The sequence below is a fragment of the Gordonia hankookensis genome, assembly GCF_014673215.1.
GTDB lineage: Bacteria > Actinomycetota > Actinomycetes > Mycobacteriales > Mycobacteriaceae > Gordonia > Gordonia hankookensis.
Genome location: NZ_JACWMS010000004.1, coordinates 380896 through 406546, shown reverse-complemented (window position 1 = coordinate 406546; position 25651 = coordinate 380896). Strand labels below are relative to the sequence as shown.

Annotated in this window: 25 protein-coding genes; 2 read left to right on the top strand and 23 right to left on the bottom strand. The window is 67.4% G+C overall.

Going from position 1 to position 25651, the window contains the following annotated elements; all coding sequences use genetic code 11:
• Positions 1–59 precede the first annotated feature (59 nt).
• The gene (locus IDF66_RS20090; RefSeq protein WP_164307970.1) at positions 60–995 is read left to right on the top strand and encodes a peptidylprolyl isomerase; all 936 of its coding nucleotides are present in this window, start codon (positions 60–62) and stop codon (positions 993–995) included.
• Positions 996–1011: 16 nt separating this feature from the next.
• On the opposite strand, the gene IDF66_RS20085 is transcribed toward IDF66_RS20090, so the two are convergent.
• The 9 genes from IDF66_RS20085 to ruvC form a co-directional block, all read right to left on the bottom strand.
• Positions 1012–3393 (bottom strand): RelA/SpoT family protein, encoded by a 2382-nt coding sequence (locus IDF66_RS20085; RefSeq protein WP_190268315.1) that lies wholly within the window; start codon positions 3391–3393, stop codon positions 1012–1014.
• Between the two features lie 130 nt (positions 3394–3523).
• Positions 3524–4123 (bottom strand): adenine phosphoribosyltransferase, encoded by a 600-nt coding sequence (locus tag IDF66_RS20080; RefSeq protein WP_190268314.1) that lies wholly within the window; start codon positions 4121–4123, stop codon positions 3524–3526.
• The gene (locus IDF66_RS20075; RefSeq protein WP_190268399.1) at positions 4116–5759 is read right to left on the bottom strand and encodes an ABC transporter substrate-binding protein; all 1644 of its coding nucleotides are present in this window, start codon (positions 5757–5759) and stop codon (positions 4116–4118) included. Before IDF66_RS20075 ends, IDF66_RS20080 begins: the two co-directional genes overlap by 8 nt.
• 88 nt (positions 5760–5847) lie before the next feature.
• Complete coding sequence (gene secF / locus IDF66_RS20070) at positions 5848–7065, bottom strand: protein translocase subunit SecF (RefSeq protein ID WP_190268313.1); 1218 nt, start codon at positions 7063–7065, stop codon at positions 5848–5850.
• On the bottom strand, positions 7062–8669 hold the full coding sequence (gene secD / locus IDF66_RS20065) for a protein translocase subunit SecD (RefSeq protein ID WP_164307973.1): 1608 nt from the start codon (positions 8667–8669) through the stop codon (positions 7062–7064). Before secD ends, secF begins: the two co-directional genes overlap by 4 nt.
• A gap of 162 nt (positions 8670–8831) precedes the next feature.
• Positions 8832–9239, bottom strand: a complete 408-nt coding sequence (gene yajC / locus IDF66_RS20060; protein ID WP_164307974.1) for a preprotein translocase subunit YajC — start codon at positions 9237–9239, stop codon at positions 8832–8834.
• A 173-nt stretch (positions 9240–9412) separates the two neighbouring features.
• The gene (gene ruvB, locus IDF66_RS20055) at positions 9413–10504 is read right to left on the bottom strand and encodes a Holliday junction branch migration DNA helicase RuvB (RefSeq protein ID WP_190268312.1); all 1092 of its coding nucleotides are present in this window, start codon (positions 10502–10504) and stop codon (positions 9413–9415) included.
• Entirely contained in the window at positions 10501–11100 is a 600-nt protein-coding gene (gene ruvA, locus IDF66_RS20050) for a Holliday junction branch migration protein RuvA (protein ID WP_190268311.1), read from the bottom strand. The genes ruvB and ruvA overlap by 4 nt, the downstream gene beginning before the upstream one ends.
• Complete coding sequence (ruvC, locus tag IDF66_RS20045; RefSeq protein ID WP_164307977.1) at positions 11097–11699, bottom strand: crossover junction endodeoxyribonuclease RuvC; 603 nt, start codon at positions 11697–11699, stop codon at positions 11097–11099. Before ruvC ends, ruvA begins: the two co-directional genes overlap by 4 nt.
• A 99-nt stretch (positions 11700–11798) precedes the next feature.
• Here ruvC and IDF66_RS20040 point away from each other — a divergent pair, with 99 nt between their 5' ends.
• Complete coding sequence (locus tag IDF66_RS20040; protein ID WP_190268310.1) at positions 11799–12440, top strand: nucleoside/nucleotide kinase family protein; 642 nt, start codon at positions 11799–11801, stop codon at positions 12438–12440.
• A gap of 28 nt (positions 12441–12468) precedes the next feature.
• Here the strand turns inward: IDF66_RS20040 and IDF66_RS20035 are convergent, their stop codons facing one another.
• The 14 genes from IDF66_RS20035 to IDF66_RS19970 all read right to left on the bottom strand — a co-directional run bounded on the left by IDF66_RS20035 (position 12469) and on the right by IDF66_RS19970 (position 25554).
• Entirely contained in the window at positions 12469–13221 is a 753-nt protein-coding gene (locus IDF66_RS20035) for a YebC/PmpR family DNA-binding transcriptional regulator (RefSeq protein ID WP_164307978.1), read from the bottom strand.
• Positions 13222–13361: 140 nt separating this feature from the next.
• A complete protein-coding gene (gene pdxT / locus IDF66_RS20030) occupies positions 13362–13991 on the bottom strand; it encodes a pyridoxal 5'-phosphate synthase glutaminase subunit PdxT (RefSeq protein ID WP_164307979.1) in 630 nt (209 codons plus the stop codon).
• Positions 13988–14842 (bottom strand): acyl-CoA thioesterase, encoded by an 855-nt coding sequence (locus IDF66_RS20025; protein ID WP_190268309.1) that lies wholly within the window; start codon positions 14840–14842, stop codon positions 13988–13990. Before IDF66_RS20025 ends, pdxT begins: the two co-directional genes overlap by 4 nt.
• A 96-nt stretch (positions 14843–14938) precedes the next feature.
• Positions 14939–15454, bottom strand: a complete 516-nt coding sequence (locus IDF66_RS20020; RefSeq protein WP_190268308.1) for a helix-turn-helix transcriptional regulator — start codon at positions 15452–15454, stop codon at positions 14939–14941.
• A 136-nt stretch (positions 15455–15590) separates the two neighbouring features.
• Positions 15591–16463: a PP2C family protein-serine/threonine phosphatase gene (locus tag IDF66_RS20015; protein ID WP_190268307.1), complete on the bottom strand. Its 873-nt coding sequence runs from the start codon at positions 16461–16463 to the stop codon at positions 15591–15593.
• Between the two features lie 28 nt (positions 16464–16491).
• Entirely contained in the window at positions 16492–17469 is a 978-nt protein-coding gene (pdxS, locus tag IDF66_RS20010) for a pyridoxal 5'-phosphate synthase lyase subunit PdxS (RefSeq protein WP_164307983.1), read from the bottom strand.
• Positions 17470–17615: 146 nt separating this feature from the next.
• Positions 17616–18152, bottom strand: a complete 537-nt coding sequence (locus IDF66_RS20005) for a LemA family protein (protein WP_164307984.1) — start codon at positions 18150–18152, stop codon at positions 17616–17618.
• A gap of 13 nt (positions 18153–18165) precedes the next feature.
• Positions 18166–19290 (bottom strand): glycosyltransferase family 4 protein, encoded by a 1125-nt coding sequence (locus tag IDF66_RS20000; RefSeq protein ID WP_190268306.1) that lies wholly within the window; start codon positions 19288–19290, stop codon positions 18166–18168.
• Positions 19287–20222, bottom strand: coding sequence for a phosphatidylinositol mannoside acyltransferase (locus IDF66_RS19995; RefSeq protein ID WP_190268305.1), 936 nt, complete (start codon positions 20220–20222; stop codon positions 19287–19289). The genes IDF66_RS20000 and IDF66_RS19995 overlap by 4 nt, the downstream gene beginning before the upstream one ends.
• Before the next feature lie 28 nt (positions 20223–20250).
• Positions 20251–20937 carry a phosphatidylinositol phosphate synthase gene (gene pgsA, locus IDF66_RS19990; protein WP_190268304.1) on the bottom strand — a complete coding sequence of 229 codons (687 nt, stop codon included), beginning with the start codon at positions 20935–20937 and terminating at the stop codon, positions 20251–20253.
• Between the two features lie 49 nt (positions 20938–20986).
• Positions 20987–21553, bottom strand: a complete 567-nt coding sequence (locus tag IDF66_RS19985; RefSeq protein ID WP_164307988.1) for an HIT family protein — start codon at positions 21551–21553, stop codon at positions 20987–20989.
• Positions 21546–23621: a threonine--tRNA ligase gene (gene thrS, locus IDF66_RS19980; protein WP_190268303.1), complete on the bottom strand. Its 2076-nt coding sequence runs from the start codon at positions 23619–23621 to the stop codon at positions 21546–21548. Before thrS ends, IDF66_RS19985 begins: the two co-directional genes overlap by 8 nt.
• Before the next feature lie 144 nt (positions 23622–23765).
• Positions 23766–24182: a TIGR02611 family protein gene (locus tag IDF66_RS19975; protein ID WP_190268302.1), complete on the bottom strand. Its 417-nt coding sequence runs from the start codon at positions 24180–24182 to the stop codon at positions 23766–23768.
• Between the two features lie 43 nt (positions 24183–24225).
• Positions 24226–25554, bottom strand: coding sequence for a glycosyltransferase 87 family protein (locus tag IDF66_RS19970; RefSeq protein WP_190268398.1), 1329 nt, complete (start codon positions 25552–25554; stop codon positions 24226–24228).
• Between the last annotated feature and the right edge of the window lie 97 nt (positions 25555–25651).

Sequence of the window (25651 nt, the reverse complement as noted above, 5' to 3'; positions counted from 1 at the left end):
CCGGCGTGCCATCTCCCGGGGGGGAGTCACGGCACACGAGTTCAGGAGGGTCTAACCGCGTGTCCACCAACGAGGAACGCCGCGAAGCCGCCAAGCGCAAGCTCGAAGAACGCCTCGAACGGGAACGGCAGCAAGCACGCCGTCGCAAGATCATCATCGCCTCGGTCTCGACCGTGGTGGTCGTGGCCATCGTCGCGACCGCGACGACCCTCATCGTGAAGAAGGTCCTCGACGACCGTGAGGCCGCCCGCTGGACGGCATGTTCGTACCAAGACCAGCCGAGTCGCTTCGACCAGCTCCCCAAGGAGGTTCCGGCCGAGGTCCCGGCGAATCAGCGCGCACAGGCGCAGGCCTACCTCGACGAGATGAAGGCAGGCGAGGCGAAACAACGGACCTCCCCCAAGCCCGACTCCAAGCAGCTGAAGGAGGGCACCGCCGACATGGTGCTCGACACGAGTCAGGGCGCCATCCCGATCACCTTGCAGCGCACCGGGGCACCATGTAACACCGCTGCGGTGATCTCGTTGGCCGAGAAGAAGTTCTACGACGGCACGCCGTGCCACCGACTCACCAACAGCGAGACGCTGAAGGTTCTGCAGTGCGGTGACCCGACCGGGACCGGCGCGGGCGGCCCGGGGTGGTCGAGCCCCGACGAACTCCCCACGGACCTCAAGCCCGCCGGGCAACCGGATCCGAGTTCCGGGGAGGCGCCGGTGATCTATCCCCGCGGCACCGTGGCCATCGCCAACAGCAACAACCCGCAGACGGGTCAGTCGAACACCGGCTCCAGTCAGTTCTTCCTGGTGATGCAGGACAGCCAGCTGGCGGCGAACTACTCGGTCGTCGGCAAGGTCGACCCGAACGGCCTGACCGTGCTGGACAAGATCGCCAAGAACGGTCTGACACCCGGCCCCAACGGCAGCGCCGACGACGGCAAGCCCAAGCAGCCGGTGGACATCACCACCGCCACCGTCGACAGCGGCTCGGCGGCCTGACGCCGACGCGAGGGGGTCAGGCGGCCGAGGTCACCCGGTACACGTCGTAGACCCCCTCGACGTTGCGCACCACGTTCAGCACGTGCCCGAGATGCTTCGGGTCACCCATCTCGAAGGTGAACTTGCTGACCGCCACCCGGTCACGGCTCGTGGTCACGGACGCGGACAGGATGTTCACCCGCTCGTCGGCGAGCACCTTGGTGACATCGGAGAGCAGCCGGTGACGGTCGAGCGCCTCCACCTGGATGGCGACGAGGAACACCGACGACGGTGACGGTGCCCACGACACCTCGATGATGCGCTCGGACTGCTCCCGCAGGGACGTGGCGTTGGTGCAGTCGGTGCGGTGCACGCTGATGCCACCGCCACGCGTCACGAATCCCATGATCTCGTCGCCGGGCACCGGTGTGCAGCACTTGGCGAGCTTCGCCATGACGTTGTCGAGACCCTCGACGACCACGCCGGCATCGCCACCCTGGCGGGTGCGGGTGGGCAGCGTCGAAGGCGTCGACCGCTCGGCGATCTCGTCGACCGCGTCGTCGATGCCACCGAGCGACGCGACGAGGCGGTTCACCACGTGGCGGGCGGAGACGTGGTTCTCCCCCACCGCGGTATAGAGAGCGGTCAGATCCGTGTACCGCAGTTCCTTGGCGACCGACGCCATGGATTCGGCACTCATCAAGCGCTGCAACGGTAGTCCACCCCGTCGCACCTCCTTGGCGATGGCCTCCTTGCCTGTCTCGAGCGCCTCTTCCCGACGTTCCTTGGCGAACCACTGGCGGATCTTCGCCTTGGCGCGCGGCGACACGACGAAGTTCTGCCAGTCCTTCGACGGCCCGGCATTCGGCGCCTTGGAGGTGAAGACCTCGATGACCTCGCCGTTCTCCAGCTTTCGTTCCAGCGCCACCAGCCGGCCGTTCACCCGGGCACCGATGCATCGGTGCCCGACCTCGGTGTGCACCGCATAGGCGAAGTCGACCGGGGTCGACCCGGCGGGCAGCGTGATCACATCCCCCTTGGGGGTGAACACGAAGATCTCCTGGACCGCCAGGTCATAGCGCAGCGACTCGAGGAACTCACCCGGATCGGCCGCCTCGCGCTGCCAGTCGAGCAGCTGGCGCATCCAGGCCATGTCGTCGATCTCCGCGGCGTCGGTTGACCTGCGGGGATTCTTGCCCTTGCGTTCCTTGTAGCGCCAGTGGGCGGCGATGCCGAACTCCGCGGTGCGATGCATCTCGTGCGTGCGGATCTGCACCTCGAGCGGCTTGCCCTCCGGGCCGATCACCGTGGTGTGCAGGGACTGATAGACCCCGAAGCGAGGTTGTGCGATGTAGTCCTTGAACCGACCGGCCATCGGCTGCCACAACGAATGCACAACGCCGACAGCGGCATAGCAGTCACGGACCTCGTCGCAGAGGATTCGGATGCCGACCAGGTCATGGATGTCGTCGAAGTCGCGTCCTTTGACGATCATCTTCTGATAGATCGACCAGTAGTGCTTGGGCCTGCCCTCGACGGTCGCCTCGATCCGTGAGCCCCCCAGCGCATTGTTCACGTCGGCACGCACGCGGGCCAGATAGGTGTCGCGTGAGGGCGCACGGTCGGCCACCAGCCGGACGATCTCCTCGTACCGCTTGGGGTGCAGGATCGCGAACGAGAGATCCTCGAGTTCCCACTTGACCGTCGCCATACCGAGTCGATGCGCCAGCGGCGCAATGACTTCCAGAGTCTCGCGCGCCTTTCGGGCCTGCTTCTCGGGCGGGAGGAAGCGCATGGTCCGCATGTTGTGCAGCCGGTCGGCCACCTTGATCACCAGCACCCGCGGATCGCGGGCCATGGCGATGATCATCTTGCGGATCGTCTCGGCCTCGGCGGCACTGCCGAGTGCCACCTTGTCCAGCTTCGTGACGCCGTCGACGAGATGCGCGACCTCGGCGCCGAAGTCCTTCTCCAGTTGTTCGAGGGTGTACCCGGTGTCTTCGACCGTGTCGTGCAGCAGGGCCGCCACCAGGGTGGTGGTGTCCATGCCGAGGTCGGCCAGGATCGTCGCCACCGCCAACGGATGTGTGATGTACGGGTCGCCGGACTTACGCCGCTGCCCCTCGTGCCGTTCGTCGGCGACGTCATAGGCGTGTTGAAGCAACGCCACGTCGGCCTTCGGGTAGATCTCGCGGTGCAGCGTCACCAGGGGTTCCAGGACCGGACGGACCGGGCTACGGGTGGCGGTCATCCGGCGCGCGAGCCGGGCGCGCACACGACGGGACGCCGACGACGACGGAGTCCCGACGGCATCGGAACCGGGGAGCGGCTGGTCCGATGCGTTCCGTACACCGGGTGCAGCCGGTCCCGTCGTCTCAGCGGATTCCCGCCGGGCATCGGTGTCGACCTCGTCGTGCATCGTGACCTCCTCTCCTCGTCCGTGCGGCGCAAGATCCCGGCGGCGGCTCGTCACCACCGCCATCCTCGATCACCATGCGTAACGCCGGATGAGGGCGAGTCTAGTCCGCCCGATGCGGACCGCGGTTCGCTCAGCCGTTGACAACGGCATGGACCGGCAGATCCGCGCCGAGGCCCTCGGCAATGGTCGCCCGTCCGCCCAGACCGTCGAGCTCCATGATCACCGCGACGCCGATCACCTCGGCGCCCGCCCGTCCGAGCAGCTGCGCGGCTGCCACGGCGGTGCCACCGGTTGCGAGCACATCGTCGACGAGCAGCACCCGCATGCCGCTGATGTCGATACCGCTCGCGGGGATCTCCAGGACCGCGGTCCCGTATTCGAGCGTGTAGCTGGTGCTGTGCACCGGCGGCGGCAGTTTGCCACCCTTGCGGACCGCCAGCACCCCCACCTCGAGTTCACGGGCGACCGCGCCGCCGAGCAGGAAGCCCCGGGCATCGATGCCGGCCACCAGATCGATGCCGCGGCACCCGTGGGTGAGCGCGGTCACGACAGACGACAGTCCGACCGGGTCGGCCAGCACCGGTGTCAGATCCTTGAAGTCGATTCCGGGTGCCGGGAAGTCGGCCACCATTCGGGCATGTTCGTCGATGGCCCGGCGGGCCCGGTCGAGCGCCTGCGCGGTGACGTGGTCGTCGGGCGCGGACCCGACCCTCTGCGGTTCGTCAGTCATGTACTGTCCACCGATCCATGTTCCATCCGGTTCCGTTACGGCCCAGCCCGGCGATCACATTACCGACCCCGCCACCCCACCGCTGCACGCGCGGGGCCGCGAACAGCGGGATCGACGGCACCGCCGCCCACGCTGCGTTCTCGATGGTGCGGACGAGGTCGAGCCGGTCCGCTGCCAGATCCGCGACCGCCAGCCGGTCGATCGCGGCACTCACGTCCGGGTCCTGAAATCCGCCGAGGTTCAACGGGTCCCCGCCGCGGAGCTGATACGCGTCCCGGGACGGATCGGCCGACCCGGCCGCCGCGAACGACGCGCCGTTGGACACCAGCAATGCGTCGACATCCTTGCCCAGCGCAGACGGTGTCAGATCGGGCGAACCCGCATCCACCACGTCGATACCGGCCCGGCGACACGACTCGGCGATCGTCGCGACCATCTGTTGCCGCCGAGCCGTCGGCGCGACATATCCGACCCGCACCCGCAGTGCGCCCGACCGGGACGATGCGGTGCTGTCGGCCAGCGTGCGGGCGCGGGCGACGTCCGGCCTCGAGTAGGCGCGGCCGAAGCCGCCGTTGAGTTGGCCCGCCAGGTTGTCGGCGGGTGCGAGGACACGCAGATTCCACAGTTGCGCACCCTGACCGAATTGGCGCGCCAACACATCTCGGGGCACGCAGGAGGCAAAGGCCTGCCGGGTCCGGACATCACCGAACACCCCGCGTTGGGAGAGCACCAACTCTTCGACGGCCAGCGCCCGATTCGGTTGCGGCAGTGGTTGGACCGTCTCGTCGGTCGATCCGGACGGCGTGACGTCGTCGGTCGTCATCCCCCCGGTCAGATCTGCGATATCGAAGGAGCCGTCGGGGATTCGTCGCTCCGCGTCGGTTCCCCGGCCCCAGATCGCGATCCGCGAGGTCTTCGGCGCGTCGCCCCACCACTTGTCGTTGGCGACCAGCACCAGTCCGTCAGATTCCGAATATCGGTCGATCCGATACGGTCCCGACGACGGAAAACGCTGCTCGTCGACCGGCCCGGGCGTCAGTGCGAACCCGGTGTTCCAGGCCCGGGCGAGCTTCGCCACGACTGCCTGATCACCGGTACGGATCGGATCGACGACATCTGTGACACCGGCCAGTCGCGCAACCACATGCGCCGGCAGCATCGTGCCCGCGCCGAACAACGACAGCCAGTCCCGGTAGTCGCGCCCGCGGGCGAACGCAACCGTCGCCGTGGTCTCACCCGGAGCGCAATCCACTCGCTCGATGTCGCGGTAGCCCGCGGTGGTCGCAGGCCGGAACCCGGGGAATCGACCACTCATCGCCGCCCACGCGAGAACCAGGTCGTCGCAGTCGACGGCCTGGCCGTCGGAGTAGCGGGCCTCACGGTTGAAGTCGTACCGCAGGGTCAGCGACGACCCGGGAACCGGTGTGACGGTTCCGATGTCGCGGTCCGGGGTGACCTGGCCGTGTGCACCCAGGTAACTGAAGCCCGGCAACATCCGGGTGGTGGCCATCAGGACGCCGTCGGCGTTGCCCTCCACGGTGTTGGCGTTGTAGCTGTCTATCCGCGCGTCGACCGCGTAGTCGATGGTGGGCGGGCCGTCCTCGCCGCAGCCGGCGAGCAGTCCGGCAAGGACCATCACCACGCCGAGAAGGGCGATCGTCGTCGTGGGCAGGCCGATTCGTCGCCGGGCATCCGACCCGGTCCGCACAGTCACGACCCGTAGACTAGCGCGACCGTCGACGTTTTCCGGTCGGGCTCGACGGTGCGTCCTCGTCCGACCGTCTCCCCGCCGAACGGCCGCGAACCGGTCGGTCGTCCGAGACGTCCTCCCCGGCCGCCACCCGCGCACGCCGGTCGAGGACCCGCTTGGTGTGGCGCGCGATCTCTGGACGGCGTTCCTTGAGTGTGACGAGTAGCGGCGCCGCCAGGAAGATCGACGAATATGCGCCGACAACCACACCCACGAGCTGGATGAGCGCGAGATCCTTGAGCGTGCCGACGCCCAGCAGCCACACCGCGATCACCATCAGCGCGATGATCGGCAGCACCGAGATGATCGTGGTGTTGATCGAGCGCATCAGGGTCTGATTGATCGCCAGGTTGGTCTGCTCGGCGTAGGTCCGTCGTGTCGTCTGCAGCACCGATCTGGTGTTCTCGGCCACCTTGTCGAACACGACGACCGTGTCGTACACCGAGAAACCGAGGATGGTCAGGAGGCCGATCACGGTGGCAGGCGTGACCTCCCATCCGACAAGCGAATACACACCGGCCGTCACGATGATGTCGAAGAACAGCGACGCCAGCGCGGCCAACGACATCTCCCGGTCGAACCGCACCGCGATGTAGACGAACACGATGACCAGGAACACCGCGAGCGCGATCAGCATCTTCTTGGTGATCTCGCCACCCCAGGTGGAACTCACGTCGGACGAGCTCACCTCGGCCGCCGTCAGCTCCGGTGCGAATCTGTCCGTGAGGGCACTGGTCACCTGCTGGGTCTGCTGGATGGTGAGCGTCTCGGTGCGCACCTGCACGGTCTCGGACCCGCCGGAACCGGCGGTCTGGACCGACTCGGGTTCGCTGCCCAGCGTATTGGTGAAGACCTCTTCGACGGCATCGCTGGTGACACCGGCCGAGACCGGGATGGAGACCTGTGTACCGCCCTCGAAGTCGATGCCCAGGGTGAAACCACGAATGGCGATCGAGGCGATGCAGATGGCCAGGATCACCGCGGTGACGATGTACCACGCGCGACGATGTCCGGCGATCTCGAACGCGCCGGTACCCGTGTAGAGGCGGGACAGGAACGACCGGTCGGACTCCGCGACGAAATTCGCCTCCGACGTCGGGCTCGTCTCTCTCGTCACGTCCGCCACGTCGGACTGTGTCGCGCCGCGGGAGCCGTCCGTTCGACCGGAATCGGGGCGTTGCGTATCGCTCATTTGGCCGTTCCTTCCGACGCCTCGACCTTGGCGGTTCGGGCGGACAGTCTCCGCTGTCGCGCCACCTCACTCACGGCGCCGAGCCCGTTGACCTTCGGTCTCGACAGGAACTCGGACCGGCTCGCCAGGACGACCAGAGGATGGGTCACCAGGAAGACGACCACGACGTCGAGAATCGTGGTGAGACCCAGCGTGAAGGCGAATCCGCGTACCTCACCGATGGCCAGGACATAGATGACGACCGCGGCGATGAAGCTGACCGCGTTGCCCGACCAGATGGTGCGCCGCGCGCTCGCCCAGCCGCGCGGCACCGCGGACCGGAAACTTCGGCCCTCCCGCATCTCGTCCTTTATTCGTTCGAAGTAGACGACGAACGAGTCGGCCGTCATGCCGATACCGATGATCAGGCCCGCGATGCCGGAGAGATCGAGGGTGAAGCCGATCCACCGGCCCAGCAGGATGATGATGCCGTACACCATCAGCCCCGACAGCACCAGCGACAACATCGTCAGGATGCCGAGCATGCGGTAGTAGAACAGCGCGTAGAGAAGAACCGCGATCAGTCCGACCAGGCCCGCGATCAGGCCGGCCTGCAGCGACGCGAGACCCAGTGTCGCCGACACCGTCTCGGCGTCGGAGGCCTCGAAGGACAGCGGCAACGAACCGTACTTGAGGACGTTGGCGAGATCCTTCGACTCCTGCTGGCTGAAATTGCCGCTGATCTCGGTGGACGGAGTGGTGATCGCACCCTGGATCTGCGGCGCGGAGACCACCTTGGTGTCGAGCGTGAACGCGGTCTGCTTGCCGGTGTTCTGGGCGGTGTAGGTCGGCCAGAACTTCTGTGCGTCACCCTTGAACTCGACCTGGACGATCCACGATCCGGCCTGCTGCGTGGTGCCTGCCGTCGCATTCTTGATGTCCCGGCCGTCGATGATCTCCGGCCCGAGGAGGTAGACCTCCTTGCCGTCCTGGGAGCACGCCACGAGGTTCTGGTCGGGCAAATCGTTGCCCAGCAACGGATCGTTGGCGCCCGGTGAGCAGTCCATCTTGGCCATCTGCGCCGTCAGGCCGTCGAGATTGGCCCCGGCAGGTGCCTGTCGCAGTTTGCGCTGTTCCTCGATCGCGGCTGCCGAGGTCTCGTCGGACTGCTTGTCTTCCTGCTGCTTCTGCTGATCGGTCTTCGGCTGCGGGGTCGCGGGTTGCACCTTCTCGACCGGACGCACGAACAGTCGGGCGGTCTGGCCCAGCGAGCGTGCCTGCTTGCCGTCGTCACCCGGCACCGTGATGACCAGGTTGTTGCCGTTGACCACGACCTCCGAGCCGGAGACACCGAGCCCGTTCACGCGCTGCTCGATGATCTGCTTCGCCTGATTGAGCTGGTCACGTGACGGCGGTTTGCCGTCGGGTGTGCGGGCGGTCAGCGTCACCCGGGTCCCGCCCTGCAGGTCGATACCCAGCTTGGGTGTCGGCGATCCGCCTCCGGTGAAGAAAACCAGCCCCCAGACGACGGCCAACAGCACGAAGAAAGCGGTCAGGGGTCTCCACGGCGGAATCTCACGTGGAGGTCCCGACCGCTTCGCCGACGCCCGGCGAGGTGTGGTCACTGCTGTTCTGGTCTCCTAGGAAATGCGCACCGGGGCGCCATGCGTCCCCGCCGCGCGGTCGTGGCGGTCGGTCGCCCACTCTACTGACTGCGCGGTAGCAACCGTTCTCCGGTGCCACCGCGCTCGGTCACCTGCGGGCGCGTGTAGGCGCCCGCAGGTTGATCACTTCTCGTCGGAGGGGGTGTCACCCGGACGTTCGGTGGACACGCTGTCGTCGGTGATGGGATCGGCACCCAGGGTGGGCGACGGATCGTCGACGATCTCCTCGGGACGCTCGGTCAGCGCGCCCGGATAGGTCTCGGCGGCGTCTTCGGTCGGCACCACCCGCACCACAGCGGCGCGATTGAAGCGGGTCACGACTCCGGTCGCGATCTCGAGGTCGACGAAATCGCCGGACCCGGCCTCGACGACGGTGGCGAACATTCCCGAGGTCAGCTGCACGCGCGCACCGGTGGCCACGGAGTTCTGCATGTCCTGCATCTCGGACACGCGCTTCTTCTGCTTGCGGATGCTCAGGAACATGAAACCGGCCAGCAGGGCCAGCAGAAGGGGGAAGAAGAGGGACTCCATGATGACAGCAACAATCCTTGTCGGTTCGGTCGTATTGTGGGCGTTATGTCGGGTTCGGCCGGTCAGCCGAATGCCGCTCGCAGGCGCGCGTGATCGCACCAAGTCCTCCGGCGGGCCCTCCCCAGTGTGCCATGCCCGGGAACGTCGTCGCGATTCTCGGGTTTCCGGCCGGTCTAGAGATCGTCGAACAGACTCTCGGTCAGGGTGTCGCGGGTGCGGACACCGAAGCTGGCGTTCATCGCGCCTGCCGGCGGTGTGAGACCGAGATGATGCCAGGCCGCCGCCGTCGCGACGCGGCCACGCGGGGTCCGCGCCATCATCCCCGCACGCACCAGGAACGGTTCACACACCTCCTCGACGGTGGTGGGCTCCTCACCCACCGCGACCGCCAGTGTCGACACCCCGACGGGCCCGCCCCCGAACCCTCGGACCAGTGCGTTGAGAACGGCTCGGTCGAGGCGGTCGAAACCCAGCTGGTCGACGTCGTAGACGGTGAGAGCTGCCCGTGCGATGTCCAGGGTGATGACACCGTCGCTGCGCACCTCGGCGTAGTCGCGGACCCGGCGCAGCAGCCGGTTGGCGATCCGGGGGGTGCCGCGCGACCGGCCGGCGATCTCGACCGCGGCGTCCTCGAGCAGGCGGATCCCCAGAATCCCCGCCGACCTGCGCAGCACATGCACCAGCTCGTCGGTCTCGTAGAACTCCATGTGCGCGGTGAACCCGAACCGGTCACGCAGGGGACCCGTCAGCGACCCGGACCGGGTGGTGGCGCCCACGAGGGTGAACGGTGCCACGTCGAGCGGGATGGACGTGGCACCTGGCCCTTTCCCCACCACCACGTCGACCCGGAAATCCTCCATCGCGAGATACAGCATCTCCTCCGCCGGACGGGCGATCCGGTGGATCTCGTCGATGAAGAGGACGTCGCCGTCGACCAGGTTGGAGAGCATGGCCGCGAGATCGCCTGCACGTTCGAGTGCCGGACCGGACGTCACGCGGATCGCCGCCCCCATCTCACTGGCGATGATCATCGCCAGTGACGTCTTACCGAGTCCAGGCGGTCCCGACAGCAGGATGTGATCCGGGGTGCCGCCACGGCCCTTCGCACCGCGCAGCACGAGTTCGAGCTGCTCACGGACCCTGGGCTGGCCGATGAAGTCGGCCAATGACCGTGGACGCAGCCCGGCATCGAAGTCGCCGTCCGAGTGCAACTCCGCGGCACTCATGTCGCGCTCGTCGGGTCCGGACACCTGATCGTCGCTCATGCGGTCTTCCCCAAGAGCGCCAACGACTTCCGAAGGAGGGTGGATGCGTCCACATCGGGCGCGTCGGCCAGAACCGCGGCCAGGGCCCGGTCCGCGGGCGCGGCGGTGAAGCCGAGACCGAGCAACGCCTCGGACACCTGGTCGCGGACCGTGCCGCCGATGGCGGTGGTCGACGCCGTGCCGTCTCGTGTCGCCGGCGCCTCGACCTTGTCCCGCAGCTCGACGACGAGCCGTTCGGCCACTCGTTTTCCGATTCCCGGAACCGTGGTCAGCGCCTTCACATCGGACTCCGCGAGCGCCCGGCGCAGCGCGTCCGGCTCCAGGACCGCCAGGGTCGCCATCGCCAGGCGCGGGCCGACCCCGGTCACCGTCTGCAGGACGGTGAACAGCGACCGTGCGTCGGCATCGGTGAAGCCGTAGAGCGTCATCGAGTCCTCGCGCACGATCATCGACGTGAGCAAGGTCGCCTCCTCGCCGCGCCGCAGCGATCCGACGGTTCCCGGCGTCACGAGGACGCGGTAACCGACGCCTGCGCAATCGATGACCACATGGTCGAGGGCGACGTCGACGACGGGACCGCGCACCGAGGCGATCATGCCGCTCCCCCGGCCCGCGACCGCTTCGACGACGTCGCACGATCGACGGACGCCTGCGCAACCCGCTCACGATGACGACGTGCCAGTTCCTCGGCCTTGCGTTGAGCTGCGATCATCTTCTCCGTGGTGGCTCCTCGCCAGCAGTGACAGATCGCCAGCGCCAGCGCGTCGGCGGCGTCTGCCGGTTTCGGCTTCGTCTGCATCCCGAGGATGCGGGTGACCATCATCGTGACCTGCGCCTTGTCTGCCCGACCACTCCCCGTGACCGCTGCCTTGACCTCGGAAGGCGTATGGAAACGTACGGGCACATTGCGTTGCCCGGCAGCCAGCGCGACGACCCCGCCCGCCTGGGCGGTGCCCATCGCCGTGGACACCTGATTCTGCGCGAACACCCGCTCGATCGCGACCACGTCCGGCTGGTGCACGTCGAGCCAGTGACTCGCCGCCGTGTAGATGGCCAGCAACCGGTCCGCGAGCTCCATGTCGGTGGGCGTCCTGACCACGTCGACGTCGAGCGCCGTCACGTTTCGTCCCCGACCGGACTCGACCAGGGCGATCCCACAGCGCGTCAGGCCGGGATCGACTCCCATCACACGCACGTACACCTCCACCGTGCAAGCATTTCCGAACAGTTGTTCGAGATTCTATCGGCAGGCGCCGACGGGGCCGGACAACAACACGCGACAATCGAAGGCGCCATGCCCACATACACGCCGACCACCCCCGACGGGATCGTCGAACTCTGCCTCTCCCACGTCACCGCCCGCGGCGGTCGTGTCGTGGCGGTGATCGATGGTGCCGACGCCGCCCGGCCCGACGACCTCGCCGACCGGCTCGCCGATCGGCTCCGGGCCGTCGGACGTGCCGCGGGTGTCGTCAGGATGTCCGACTATCTGCGGGCGGCGTCGCTGCGATTCGAGTACGGGCACACCGATCAGGAGAGCTACCGATCCGGGTGGTTCGACTACCGCGCGGTCGATCGGGAGGTCGTGTCGGCGCTCCGGGTGGCCGGCCGATGGTTACCCCGTCTGTGGGATGCCGAACAGGATCGATCCTTCCGTGACCGACGACTGGACGCGGCTCCGGACCAGGTGCTGATCCTCGCGGGACCGATGCTCGTCGGCCGCCACCTCGACGTGGACCTGACGATCCGACTGCGGATGAGCGAGGCCACCCTGCGCCGGATCTCGCCGCCGGATACGGCATGGACGATCGAACCGATACTGCGGTACTCGGAAGCCTCGGGCGACGCCGACATCGAGGTCCGTTACGACCACCCGGACCGGCCTGCCGTCGCCGTCAACGATCCGCGATCGCACCACCCGGATCGCACGTGCTGAACACCCGCCGAGCGGATCGCGACGAGCCCTACGCGTCGAGTTCGGCGAGTACCTCGTCACTCACGTCGACGTTGCTGTACACGTTCTGCACGTCGTCGGAGTCCTCGAGCGCGTCGATGAGTTTGAACACCTTACGCGCGCCGTCGGCGTCCACCGGCACCTCGACCGAAGCGCGAAAGTCGGCCTCGGCGGAGTCGTAGTCGATACCGGCCTCCTGCAACGCCGTCCGGACCGCGACCAGATCCGTCGGTTCGCTCACCACCTCGAATGACTCGCCGAGGTCGTTCACCTCCTCGGCGCCGGCATCGAGCACCGCCATCAGGAGGTCATCTTCGGACTGGCCGTTCTTCTCGAGTGTCACCACACCCCGACGGGTGAACAGATATGCGACCGAACCCGGATCGGCCATGTTGCCACCGTTGCGGGTCATCGCGGTCCGCACCTCACCGGCTGCGCGATTACGGTTGTCGGTGAGGCATTCGATGAGGATCGCGACGCCGTTCGGGCCGTATCCCTCGTACATGATGGTCTGCCAGTCGGCGCCGCCGGCCTCTTCACCGCCACCGCGCTTGCGGGCACGCTCGATGTTGTCGTTGGGCACCGAGGACTTCTTGGCCTTCTGGATGGCGTCGTAGAGCGTGGGATTGCCGGCCGGATCACCACCGCCGGTCCGCGCCGCCACCTCGATGTTCTTGATCAGCTTGGCGAACATCTTGCCGCGCTTGGCGTCGACGACCGCCTTCTTGTGCTTGGTGGTGGCCCATTTGGAATGGCCGCTCATGAGACTCCCACATCCTTCTCGACGTCAGTACCACGTGGCGCGACCATCTGATGACGATCGGCCCAACGTCAAGATCTTACCGGTGCGCGCCGACCCACCTGCCGCTACGCTCCCGGCGCCATCTCGACCGGGCCCGCTCGCTACGCTCCCGGCGCCCGCACCATATCGACGAAGTACTGGTGCACCCGCCGGTCGCCGGTCACCTCCGGATGGAACGACGTCGCGAGGACGTTGCCTTGCCGCACCGCGACGATCCGTCCCTGCGCGGGACCCTCCGGCACCTGCGCCAACACCTCGACCTCCGGCGCGATGGACTCCACCCACGGCGCCCGGATGAACACCGCCCGCATGAGTGCGTCCCCCGGCCGATCGGTGATACCGGTGAACTCGAGGTCGGTCTCGAAGCTCTCCACCTGCCGACCGAAGGCGTTGCGCCGCACCGTGATGTCGAGCGCGTCGAGGTGGCGGGCATCGGCGCGGGTGTCCAGGATCGTGCTCGCCAGCATGATCATGCCCGCGCAGGAACCGTACGCAGGCATGCCGGCGGCCAGCCGTTCACGCAGGGGGTCGAACAGATCGAACACGTTCAGCAGGTGACTCATCGTGGTCGACTCCCCTCCCGGGATGACCACCGCGTCGACGGCCGCGAGTTCGGCAGGCCTGCGAACGGCCTCGGCCAGTGCACCGGCCTCGGACAAGGCGGCGAGATGCTCCCGGACGTCGCCCTGCAACGCCAGGACCCCGATCCGCGGACCCTCGACGCCGCTCACTGTGCCTGCCCATCGCGGCGATCAGCGGCTGCTTCCCGGTCGATGCGGGTCAGTCCCTCCTGGGTGACCGCGGCGACCATCCGCCCGGCATGGTCGAAGATCCGGCCCTGGGTGAGCGCTCGTCCGCCGAATGCCGACGGTGAGGTCTGGTCGTAGAGGAGCCACTCATCCGCACGGAAGGGACGCATGAACCACATCGCATGATCCAGCGAGGCCGCCTGCAGATCCGCGTCGGGATGCGGCACCTTCGAGGAGCCGAGCAAGGTCATGTCGCTCATGTACGCGAGGGTGCCCACGTGGAACACCTGATCGTCCGGGAGCCGGTGACGGTATCGGAACCACACGCGCTGCTGCGCCGCGAAGTAGTCGGAGGTCGCAAGGCGGCTCGGCGGCACCAACCGGATGTCGAAGTTCTTCCACTCCCGGAAGATGGCCTTGGCATCCTCCGGGAGTTCGTTCGCCTCATCGGGCAACTCCTCGGGAGCCGGCGCGGGTGGCATCCGGTCCTGATGTTCGATGCCGTGATCGGTGCGCACGTGGAACGACGCCGACATGGTGAAGATCGCGACGCCGTTCTGGATGCCGGTCACGCGCCGCGTGACGAACGAGCGACCGTCGCGGATCCGATCGACGAGGAACAGCGTCGGCTTCTCCGGTTTGCCTGGCCGCACGAAATAGCCGTGCAGGGAATGCACCGCGTACTCGGCGTCCACCGTGCGGGTGGCCGACATCAGGGCCTGACCGGCCACCTGACCACCGAAGGTCCGCTGCATGAGCGTGGGAAACGCCAGCCCCCGGTAGATGTCGGTCTCGATGGGCTCGACCTGGAGGATCTCTTCGATGGTTGCCACGGCCCCAGTATCGCGCACCGGGTGGCCCGCGAGCGTGCCGCCCGGTGTGGTCTGACCGGGTGTGTTGCCGACCTCACGTCCCGTGGCGCCTGCGGTTCAGAGCTCGTCGAGCGAGATCAGCCCGTCCTGGACGGCGCGGGCCACCAGCGCGGCCTTGGTGGACGCGGTCCGGCCCGCCTCCGAGTACTTCGCACGGATTCTGGTCAAGTGGGTGTTGACCGTGCCGAGGGAGATGAAGAGTGCTTCTGCCACCGCCGTTTTGGAGTCGAGCATCAACCAGGTGCGCAACACCTCGATCTCCCGGGTGGTGAGCGAGGGATGGTCGGAATCGACGGAGTCGGTGCCGCACGAGCAACGCGGACGATCGGGTTCTGCGCCTGTCCCCGACGCCACCAGGGTCATGTGTGCACGGCCGGTCCCGGTGCGAGGCGCGCCGGCCCCGATTGTGTCGAGCGGCCTGCCGGGGAGCGGCATCCGCCGTTGGGCGAGGCGGGCGAGCGCCTCCTGCCGACGACGTGTCGCCTCGGTGTGTCGGCGCGCATCGCGTACGGGCCGACCGGGAGCGGCGACAGAAGAGTGATGCTGCGAATCGTGATGTGCGATGACCGTCATGGTTGTCCTCACTCATTCGAGGGGCATCCGGTGTGTCTGCCCTGCTGTCGTGAGTTAGACGCGACGAGTCACCACAAGGTTCCGCAGATCTGACAAGCAATGATCGACGCGTCGATGTGGGGGTGCCGACAGTCGGTCAGTCGGTCGTGCCCGCCTCGGTATCGGCGGCCTCGACACCATCGATGTCATCCCGACCGGCCCCATCGGTGCCGCCGGCGTCGGCGGCCGCCTCGTGGACAACGATGACGATGACCGTGACATTGTCGTGTGCGCCGAGCGCGAGGGTCGCCTCCACCATCGCCTCGGCAGCATCCTGCGCGGTTGCCGCACCTCGGAGGAGATCGGCGATCTCCTCGTCGGGCAATTCGCCGGTGAGGCCGTCCGAACAGATCAGGAGCGTGTCGCCGGGCAACGCGCGCAGGGAGAAGAAGTCCGCCTCCGGCTCGGCCATGCCGGCCCCGAGCGCACGAGTGATCACATTGCGCCGCGGGTCCACCCGGGCCTGTTCGGGAGTGAGGAAGCCGGCGTCCACGAACTCCTGGACCTGCGAATGATCCACCGTGAGCTGCTCGAACTCCCCGCCCTGGAGGCGATACGTTCGTGAGTCCCCGATGTTGAGGACCAGCCAGTGCGGCTCACCGTCGTGGGTCACCAGCACGGCGCCGGTCGCAGTGGTACCCGCGCGGCGCTCGGACTCGGTGTCGATCTCCCCTATCCGGATCTGGGCGTCCGACAGCAACTCGATGAGTGCCAGCTGGGTTTCGGTCTGGTCACCCAGCGCCTCGACGGCGGCCAGCGTCTCGAGCGCGGCCTCGCTGGCGAGTTCACCGCTGTCGTGACCGCCCATACCGTCGGCGAGGAGGTACCGGCCCGGTTCCACGAGCGCGGCATCCTCATTGGCCTCGCGCACCCGCCCGACGTTGCACACCGCCGCCCATTCGAGCTGCAGGCCCGCCAGTGTGTCGGTGCCGCAACGGGATGCGTCCCGAACGATCGTCGCCGCGTCCATGATCAGCAGATCCTACGGCAGATCTGACCTACCAGCCCCGCTCGGCGAGTCGGTGTGGCTGTGGGATGTCGTCGACGTTGATCCCGACCATCGCCTCACCCAGGCCGCGAGAGACCTTGGCCAGCACATCCGGATCGTCGTGGAACGTGGTCGCCTGCACGATCGCGGCCGCCCGTTGCTCGGGATTGCCCGACTTGAAGATGCCCGAACCGACGAACACACCCTCGGCACCGAGCTGCATCATCATCGCCGCATCCGCCGGCGTCGCGATACCGCCGGCGGTGAACAGCGTGACCGGCAGCTTGCCCGCCTCTGCGACCTCGACGACGAGGTCGTACGGCGCTTGCAATTCCTTTGCCGCGACGAACAATTCGTCCTTCGGCAACGACGTCAGCCGCCGGATCTCGTCGCGGATCTTGCGCATGTGCGTGGTCGCGTTCGACACGTCACCGGTTCCGGCCTCGCCCTTGCTTCGGATCATCGCCGCGCCCTCGGTGATCCGTCGCAGCGCCTCACCGAGATTGGTGGCACCACACACGAAAGGCACCGTGAACTGCCACTTGTCGATGTGGTTCGCGTAGTCGGCGGGAGTCAGGACCTCGGACTCGTCGACGTAGTCCACGCCGAGGCTCTGCAGGATCTGCGCCTCCACGAAATGACCGATGCGGGCCTTGGCCATCACCGGGATGGAGACCTTCGAGATGATCCCGTCGATCATGTCCGGGTCACTCATCCGTGACACGCCGCCCTGCGCACGGATGTCGGCGGGCACACGTTCGAGGGCCATGACCGCCACTGCTCCGGCGTCCTCGGCGATCTTGGCCTGCTCCGGGGTGACGACGTCCATGATGACGCCACCCTTGAGCATCTCCGCCATGCCACGCTTCACCCGGGCCGTACCCTGCCCAACGGTCGGTGCCGGATCACGATGTCCGTTCCCGGCGGCGCCGTTGAGGGTGTTCGGGGCGTCCGGCCCGGGAGTGTTCCCTGACTGGAATTGACTCACTGTGATGTCTCCTGATGTCGTCATTCCGGCACTCGGTGCCGGGTCCGCTCGACGCGGTTGCCCCACAAGTCTAGGCGAGCCACACGACACCGGTCATCGTCGGTCACCCACCGGTCCTGGTGCGGGCGCAGAGGCCCTGCGTCGCCTCAGCCGTTGCCGCTGGGGCTGACGCGTTCGATGATCTCGAAGTACTGCGGTAGCTCGGCGGTACCACCGAGGCGCAACCACCGGACCAGTCGACGTTCGGCCAGGTTGCGGGTGTCACGCACGGCATCGTTGTAGAACCGTCGAGCCATCATCACCCGGGTCTCGGAATCGGCCAGCTCCACCACCAGTCCCTGGGGCCTGGTCTGTGTGTCGGTCTGCGCGAGCAGCGCCGACACCCGGTTCTCCGATTGCTCTCGTGCGTGTGCGGGCGCATGCTCGGCATGGTCGGCCGCCGCGGCCAGCGCCTGCCCTGCCGCCCGTGCCTCCTCGTCGTAGCTGACGACCATTCCCGATGCGATCGCCCGCGCCACCACCGCCCGCCTCGCCAGCGCCGCATCGAGCGCCTGGCGTGCGAGATCGACCCGGACGTTGAGCCGGTCGAGACGATTCGCGGTCTGGAACGCCCACCCGCCGGCCAGAACGGCAAGCAGGATGATCACCCCGATCACGAGAATCGTGAGGCCCGATATCGTCATCTGCCCACCTCCTTCAATCGGACACGACGACCGGCCCGGCGCCGACCGTCACTGTGTCGTAGACACGCAGGATCTGGTCGGCCACCCGCGACCAGTCGTACCGGTCGGCGCGTCGCCTCCCCGCCCTCACCAGCTCTGCCCTGGCCTCGCCGTCGCCGAGCAATTCGATGACGGCGGCGCCGAGCGCATCCGGGGATCCGGTCGGCACCAGACGTCCGGCCCGGCCGTCGTCGAGGACGCGGCGGAACGCGTTCAGGTCGCTGGCCACCACCGCGGCGCCCGCGGCCATCGCTTCGACGAGCACGATGCCGAAACTCTCCCCGCCGAGGTTGGGCGCGCAGTAGACGTCCGCCGAGCGGAGCGCACGCGCCTTGGTCGCATCGTCGACCTGGCCGAGGAATACCAGATGTGACGCCAGTGATCCGGCTCGTCGCCGCAGCGCGCGCTCGCTGCCGCCCCCGACGACGAGCACGCGCACGTCGGGGAACTCGGCCACGATCGACGGCAGCGCGCGCATCAGGATGTCGATCCCCTTGCGCGGCTCGTCGTAGCGTCCGAGGAACAGGATCGTGTGCCCGGGCCACGGATAACCGTCCAACGGGTCGGCGTCGGCGAATCCACCGACGTCGATCCCGTTCGGGATCTCCACCGCGTCGGACCCCAGCGACTCCATCTGCCAACGGCGCGCGAGTTCGGACACCGCGATCTTTCCCGAGATCCGCTCGTGGTACGGCCGCAGGATGCCCTGGAACAGGGTCAGCCACATCGAGCGCGTCGTCGATGTGTGGAACGTCGTCACGATCGGACCGGATGCGACCATCAACGACAGCATCGAGATGCTTGGTGCGTTCGGTTCGTGCACGTGCAAAACGTCGAAGCCGCTCTCGTCGACCCAATTACGCAGGCGCAGATAGCCTGTCGGGCTGAAGCTCACCCGGGAGACGGACCCGTTGTACGGGATCGCGAGCGCGGGCCCCGCCGAGACCACGTAGTCGGGCAGCGGCGTCTCGTCCGCCGACGGCGCCAGCACGCTCACCTCGTGTCCGCGCCCGATGAACACCTGCGCGAGCTCGACGACATGCGCCTGCACTCCGCCGGGGACGTCGAAAGAGTACGGGCATACCATCCCTATTCTCACCGGTCCGACTCCTCGGCCGGTGCGTCGGACTCGATCCGCGCACGTCGTTCCGACGACCAGTCGGCCTCCCACAGCGGCTGGAGCATGTGCCAGTCCTCCGGGTGCGCGGCGATGTTCTTCTCGAACACATCCGCCAAGGCCTGCGTCGCCGGACCCACGCCACCCGACACGTCGATCGGCGCCCCGACAGAGATCATCGAGTTCGGTGCATCGGTGAACCAGTGGTGCACCGGCAGCAGGGCCGCGCCCGTCTCGATGGCCAGCTTCGCCGACCCCGCAGGCATCCGCGTCCTCTCACCGAAGAAGGTCACCGGCACCCCGTGCCGCGCGAGATCACGTTCACCCAGCAGGCAGATCACACCTCCCGCCCGCAGCCTCTCGGCGAGCCGGGCGAACGGTGGCTCTTCGCCCCCGCTGAGCGGGAAGATCTCGAAACCCAGGGATTCCCGGTATTCGACGAACCGTCTGAACAGCGACTCCGGTTCGAGGCGCTCGGCGACCGTCGCGAAGTGTCCGCGGTTCTGCACGAGCCAGACCCCGGCCATGTCCCAGTTCCCGGTGTGCGGGAGAGCGAGGATCACACCCTTCCCGGCGGAGATGGCGGTATCGAGGACCACCTGGTCTGGCCCGGGGACCGTCACCGTCGCCGCTATCGCAGCGAGATCCTGGACCGGCAATCGGAATGCCTCACACCAGTACCGGGCATAAGAACGCACCGCGGCGGCAACGAGGTCGTCTGGCACCTCCTCCGGCGTGGTGCCCACGACCCGGGCGAGATTCCGGCGCAACTGCGCCGGCCCGCCCCTGCGACGTCCCGCGAGATCGCCGAACCGGTCGAAGAGCCCGCGCGCCACCGATTCCGGTGCGTGGCGTACCGCCGCCCACCCGGCCGCGTACCCCAGGTCGGCCATCGTGCCCGCGACCGAGCTCATCGAGCCCTCTCCCCCGTCACCATGTGTGTCAGTGTGCCCCGGCCTGCGGCTGCGTGCCCGTCGTCGGCGGTCCGTCGTCGCCTGTCCTCGCGGCGGCGAGCGGGATCAGGTCACGTGCGCCCGGCGAGGAGTAGATCGACCACATCCGCTGGCCGACGGTGATGACCGACAACCCGGCGAGCGCCCAGACCGCCACGTGCACAGCCCAATCCAACCCTAACCCGGTCAGGCCGGTACCGACGAGAACGATGATGAGCCGGTCGGGACGCTCGATCCACCCGCCGTCGCCGTTGAGCCCGCTCGCCTCCGCCCGCGCTTTCGCGTACGAGATGACCTGGGAGGTGACCAGACAGATCAGGGTGGCGATCAGCAGCAATCGATGCGGCTCGGTCACCGCGCACCACCACGCCAGTCCGGCGAAGATCGCTCCGTCGGCGACGCGGTCGCAGGTGCTGTCCAGCACCGCACCGAATTTGGTACCGCCGCCACGGGCGCGTGCCATCGCGCCGTCGAGCATGTCGAACATCACGAAGAGCCAGATCACCAGGGTGCCGACGAACAGGTACCCCATCGGGAACAGTGTGAGCGCCGCCGCGATGGTGGCCGCGGTGCCGATCAAGGTCATGATGTCCGGACTGAGGCCGGTCCGGAGCAATGCGCGCCCGAGGGGCAATGTCACCTTGGATACCGAGGACCGGCCCCGGATGCTCAGCATCTGACCGCTCCTTTCCTCCCCCGCCCGGCCGGAATCGGCGCTGTCGGTGTCACGGCTGGCCCAGCCACGCGTCGGCGAGCAGCGAACGGGTGTCGCGCAGCAACTGTGGCATGACTTTCGTCTCCCCGACAACCGTGATGAAGTTCGCGTCGCCGATCCAGCGCGGCACGATGTGCTGATGGAGGTGCTCGGCGAGTGAGCCACCCGCCGCGTAACCGAGGTTCAGGCCCACGTTGAACGCGTTGGGATTCGACACCGACTTGATGGTGCGGATCATCCGCTGGGTGAACGACATCAGTTCGTCGGACTCCTGGGCCGTCAGGTCCTCGAGATCGGCCACTTGGCGATACGGGACGATCATGGTGTGGCCCGGGTTGTACGGGTACAGATTGAGCACCGCGTAGACGGCGGCTCCCCGTGCCACCACCAGCCCGTCCTCGTCGGACATGAGGGGGATGTCGAGGAACGGATGCCCGGTCGATTTCGCCGACGGCGGCGGATCGGAGGTGATGTAGGTCATCCGGTGGGGGCTCCAGAGACGCTGCAGCCGATCCGGATCCCCGGTTCCGCAATCACGGATCTCGCGGTCGCCGGCGGCGTCGCCCTGCTCAGCCATCGGCGGCATCCGATCCATCGACCCCATGGTCGAGGGTGTCCGCCGTCGGTGAGTCGTTGCGGCGGTCGGTCACCCAGCCGGTGATGAGGTCGACGGCGCGGGCCACCGGCACTCCGTTGACCTGGGAGCCGTCGCGGAACCGGAAGCTCACCGCGGCGGCGTTCACGTCGCGTTCGCCCGCCAGGAGCATGAACGGCACCTTGCCTGTGGTGTGGTTGCGGATCTTCTTCTGCATCCGATCGTCGGAGTGGTCGACCTCGGCGCGGATGCCCCGCTTCCTGAGCTCGTCGACGACCGACTGCAGGTGATCGGCGAAGGCCTCGGCAACCGGGATGCCGACCACCTGCACGGGCGCCAGCCACGCCGGGAAGGCTCCGGCATAGTGCTCGGTGAGGACCCCGAAGAAGCGCTCGATGGAGCCGAACAGGGCGCGGTGGATCATCACCGGCCGGTGCTTGGCGCCGTCGGATCCGGTGTACTCGAGTTCGAACCGTTCGGGCTGGTTGAAGTCGAGCTGGATGGTCGACATCTGCCAGTTGCGTCCGAGCGCATCCTTGACCTGAACCGAGATCTTCGGGCCGTAGAACGCCGCGCCGCCGGGATCGGGTACCAGGTCGAGACCCGATTCGCGGGCCACCTCGGCCAGCGTCTCGGTGGCGATCTCCCACGACTCGTCGTCGCCGACGAACTTCTTCGGGTCCTTGGTGGACAGCTCGAGGTAGTAGTCGTCGAGGCCGTAGTCCTTGAGCAGATCGAGGACGAACGTCAGCAGCGATCGCAGTTCGTCGCGCATCTGGTCGCGCGTGCAGTAGATGTGCGCGTCGTCCTGGGTCATGCCGCGCACCCGGGTGAGACCGTGGATGACGCCGGACTTCTCGTATCGATAGACCGACCCGAATTCGAACAGCCGCAGCGGCAACTCCCGATACGACCGGCCCCGCGACCGGAAGATCAGGTTGTGCATCGGGCAGTTCATCGGCTTGAGGTAGTAGTCCTGCGCCGGCTTGCGCACGGTTCCGTCGTCGTTGAACTCGGCGTCGAGCTGCATCGGCGGGAACATGCCGTCGGCGTACCAGTCCAGGTGCCCGGAGACCTCGTAGAGATGCCCCTTGGTGATGTGCGGGGTGTTGACGAACTCGTAGCCGGCATCGATGTGCCGCCGACGCGAATAGTCCTCCATCTCGGTGCGGATGATCCCGCCCTTGGGATGGAAGACGGGCAGACCGGAACCCAGTTCGTCCGGGAAGCTGAACAGGTCGAGCTCCGCGCCGAGCCTACGGTGGTCGCGACGTTCGGCTTCGGCGAGCAGTTCGAGATACGCGTCCTGGGCCTCCGCCGACTCCCAGGCCGTGCCGTAGATCCGCTGTAGATCGGCGTTGTCCTGGTCGCCCCGCCAGTAGGCCGCGGAGCTACGGGTCAGCTTGAAGGCCGAGATGTACTTCGTCGTCGGGACGTGCGGACCGCGACACAGGTCGCACCAGATGAGTTCACCGGTACGCGGATTCAGGTTGTCGTAGGCGGTCAGTTCCGCCCCACCGACCTCCATGATCTCGCTGTCGGCCGCGGCTCCCTTGTCGTCGATCAGTTCGAGCTTGTACGGCTCGGCGGACAGTTCCATCCGCGCCTGGTCCTTCGACGAGTAGACACGCCGGGAGAAGCGCTGACCCGCCTTGATGATCTGCTTCATCTTCTTCTCGAGGGCGGTGATGTCCTCGGGGGTGAACGGCTCGGCGACGTCGAAGTCGTAATAGAAGCCGTCTTTGATCGGTGGCCCGATTCCCAGCTTCGCGTTCGGGAACAGTTCTTGTACGGCCTGCGCCAGGACATGCGCGCAGGAATGCCGGATCACGCTGCGCCCGGCCTCGGTGTTCGCGGCGACGGGCTCGACGTCGGTGTCGAGATCCGGGACCCACGAGAGGTCACGCAGTTGCCCGGCCGCATCGCGGACCACGACGACCGCGTCCGGCCCCTTGTTGGGCAGGTCGTGGTCGCGAAGCGCCGTACCCGCGGTGCTCCCGGCCGGCACACGGATGGTGGCGGGGGTGGTCACCTGGAGATCGTCGGGCACGAGGACGCTCCTCAGCAGTCAGAACACGATGGACGTGTCGCGGCGGGTTGGTTGCGTCTCTGATCGTATCTGCGCCTGTTCGACGACCCGCATCCGCCGACCGGTTCGGCGCGGCGGCGTCGTCAGGACAGGGCAGCGGCGTAGTCAGGACAGGATGGGGCTCGCGAGCCAGTCGGCGTCGATGTTCACCCACCCTGCGACCATCCCTATCGCGCCGAGCAGCCACAAGGTCACCACGACGATCGCGGCGGTCCCCAGCCACGCGCCTGCCTGCACCGACCAGTGCTGGCGCTGCATCCAGTCCATGAAGGCGTCGTACTTGCCCCGGGCATAGGTCAGCACCCGGTGCGCCCAGGAGAACTCCGAGGCCAGGATGCCGAGTCCCAGGAACACGATCAGCCAGCCCGGACCGGGATACGGGATGGCGACGATGCCGCACGCCAGGACGACCGTCCCGACCACACCGACCACGATGCGATACGCGAGGTGCAGCTTCGGGTTCCGGCGGATGAGATACCGCCGCTGGCGGCCCCACAGCCGCAACCGCTTCCAGGCCGACATATCCCCGCTCCGTGACCGCTCTGACCGAATTCGCCCGCCCAGCCTACGCGACGGACGCCGCCGGCTCCGGACGCGCGACGACGTTCTCCTCGCGCTGCCGCCGGCGGAGTCGCGCATCCCCGACCAGCGTGACGACGATCGTCAGCAACAGGACCAGCGGGTAGCAGCCGGCGTAGAGGATCACCTCGACTCGATCGAACCACTGCGGGTCGGGCCAGCGCGGCATCATGAAGAGTCCCAGGGCGATCGCGTGATCGGAACCCAACCGCGGGCCGCTCTGGTACCAGTGATGCCACCACGTGAACGACAGAGCGATCACGGTGGCAGGCGCGAGCCAGCGCCACCACGCCCCGGCCCCATGCTCGACAGAGCCTCGGTAAGCGAAATCGAACGCGACGACGAGCAGCGGCACGAACCAGACCCAATGATGCCCCCACGAGAACGGGGACACCGTCGAGGCCGTCATGCCCACGATGGTCACCGCCAGCAGCTCCTGGCCTCTACGGTGGGCGACCCGGGCCGCCCACAGGCCGAGGATCGCCGCGACAACCGCGACCGGCACCCAGAGCCACGCCGGCGCCTCGTAGACCGGGATGCCCTTCAGAGGATGTGCGAACCGTCGGATGTCGAAGTAGTCCAACAACTGTGAGATGAATCCGTTCACCGACTGGTTGGCCGGCGAGTCGACCCGACCGATCCGCGTCGCACCGCCGACGTAGTCGGTCCAGTACGCCCACGCGTCCCGCGGGATCACCAGGAACCCGATGGCAATCGTCGCCGCGAACGACGCGATGCCCGTCGTGAGGGCACGCCACTGGCGGTTGACCGCGAAGTAGACGAGGAAGAACGCGGGCGTCAGTTTCACGCCCGCGGCCAACCCCACACCGACACCCTTGAGTCGGGAGCCCGGGCGCACCAGATCCAGGAGAACGAGATCGGCCAGGATCAGCGCCATCAGGAAGATGTTGATCTGTCCGAGCCAGATCGTCGTGCGCACCGGTTCCAGCACCGTGGAGCAGACCGTGAGGAGGGCAGCGAAGATCCAGAGCCGCCCGTCGATGCGGTAGCCGAGACTGCGGAAGCCCAGCACGATCACCCCGAGAAGTGCGACGAACGATGCGGTCCACCAGACCACCGCCGCAATCATCTGGGTCATCAGGGCGAACGGGATGAGCACGACCGCGGAGAACGGTGGATACGTGAAGTCCAGTCGCCAGAGGACCGGCGCCGTGTACAGGGGCCGGTCGTCGAGGACCGTCTGGGCGCCTGCCCGATAGACCCGGAGGTCGGTGAAGTTGTTGAACAAGCCGTAGAACGGATTGCCCGGCGAGACCGCCGTCGCGTGCCACACGACTGCGCCGAGTGCTGCCATCGCCGCGACACCGATGAGCCACCAGGCGATCTCGGGCGCTGAACGCCTGTCCCCTGCCCTGAGATCCTCGGCGGTACCGGCGCGCACGAGCCGAACG

Excerpts from the sequence above, each read along its gene's own strand:
- ruvA (WP_190268311.1), bottom strand. The coding sequence starts at position 11,100 with ATGATCGCCTCGGTGCGCGGTCCCGTCGTCGACGTCGCCCTCGACCAT.
- pgsA (WP_190268304.1), bottom strand. The coding sequence starts at position 20,937 with ATGCTGAGCATCCGGGGCCGGTCCTCGGTATCCAAGGTGACATTGCCC.
- ruvB (WP_190268312.1), bottom strand. The coding sequence starts at position 10,504 with ATGAGCGACGATCAGGTGTCCGGACCCGACGAGCGCGACATGAGTGCC.
- IDF66_RS19985 (WP_164307988.1), bottom strand. The coding sequence starts at position 21,553 with ATGGCTGAGCAGGGCGACGCCGCCGGCGACCGCGAGATCCGTGATTGC.
- IDF66_RS20040 (WP_190268310.1), top strand. The coding sequence starts at position 11,799 with ATGCCCACATACACGCCGACCACCCCCGACGGGATCGTCGAACTCTGC.
- IDF66_RS20080 (WP_190268314.1), bottom strand. The coding sequence starts at position 4,123 with ATGACTGACGAACCGCAGAGGGTCGGGTCCGCGCCCGACGACCACGTC.
- IDF66_RS20005 (WP_164307984.1), bottom strand. The coding sequence starts at position 18,152 with ATGACGATATCGGGCCTCACGATTCTCGTGATCGGGGTGATCATCCTG.
- IDF66_RS20085 (WP_190268315.1), bottom strand. The coding sequence starts at position 3,393 with ATGCACGACGAGGTCGACACCGATGCCCGGCGGGAATCCGCTGAGACG.
- yajC (WP_164307974.1), bottom strand. The coding sequence starts at position 9,239 with ATGGAGTCCCTCTTCTTCCCCCTTCTGCTGGCCCTGCTGGCCGGTTTC.
- IDF66_RS20015 (WP_190268307.1), bottom strand. The coding sequence starts at position 16,463 with ATGGACGCGGCGACGATCGTTCGGGACGCATCCCGTTGCGGCACCGAC.
- IDF66_RS19995 (WP_190268305.1), bottom strand. The coding sequence starts at position 20,222 with ATGAGCTCGGTCGCGGGCACGATGGCCGACCTGGGGTACGCGGCCGGG.
- IDF66_RS20020 (WP_190268308.1), bottom strand. The coding sequence starts at position 15,454 with ATGACGGTCATCGCACATCACGATTCGCAGCATCACTCTTCTGTCGCC.
- IDF66_RS20035 (WP_164307978.1), bottom strand. The coding sequence starts at position 13,221 with ATGAGCGGCCATTCCAAATGGGCCACCACCAAGCACAAGAAGGCGGTC.
- IDF66_RS19975 (WP_190268302.1), bottom strand. The coding sequence starts at position 24,182 with ATGTCGGCCTGGAAGCGGTTGCGGCTGTGGGGCCGCCAGCGGCGGTAT.
- IDF66_RS20075 (WP_190268399.1), bottom strand. The coding sequence starts at position 5,759 with ATGGTCCTTGCCGGACTGCTCGCCGGCTGCGGCGAGGACGGCCCGCCC.
- secF (WP_190268313.1), bottom strand. The coding sequence starts at position 7,065 with ATGAGCGATACGCAACGCCCCGATTCCGGTCGAACGGACGGCTCCCGC.
- IDF66_RS19970 (WP_190268398.1), bottom strand. The coding sequence starts at position 25,554 with ATGGCAGCACTCGGCGCAGTCGTGTGGCACGCGACGGCGGTCTCGCCG.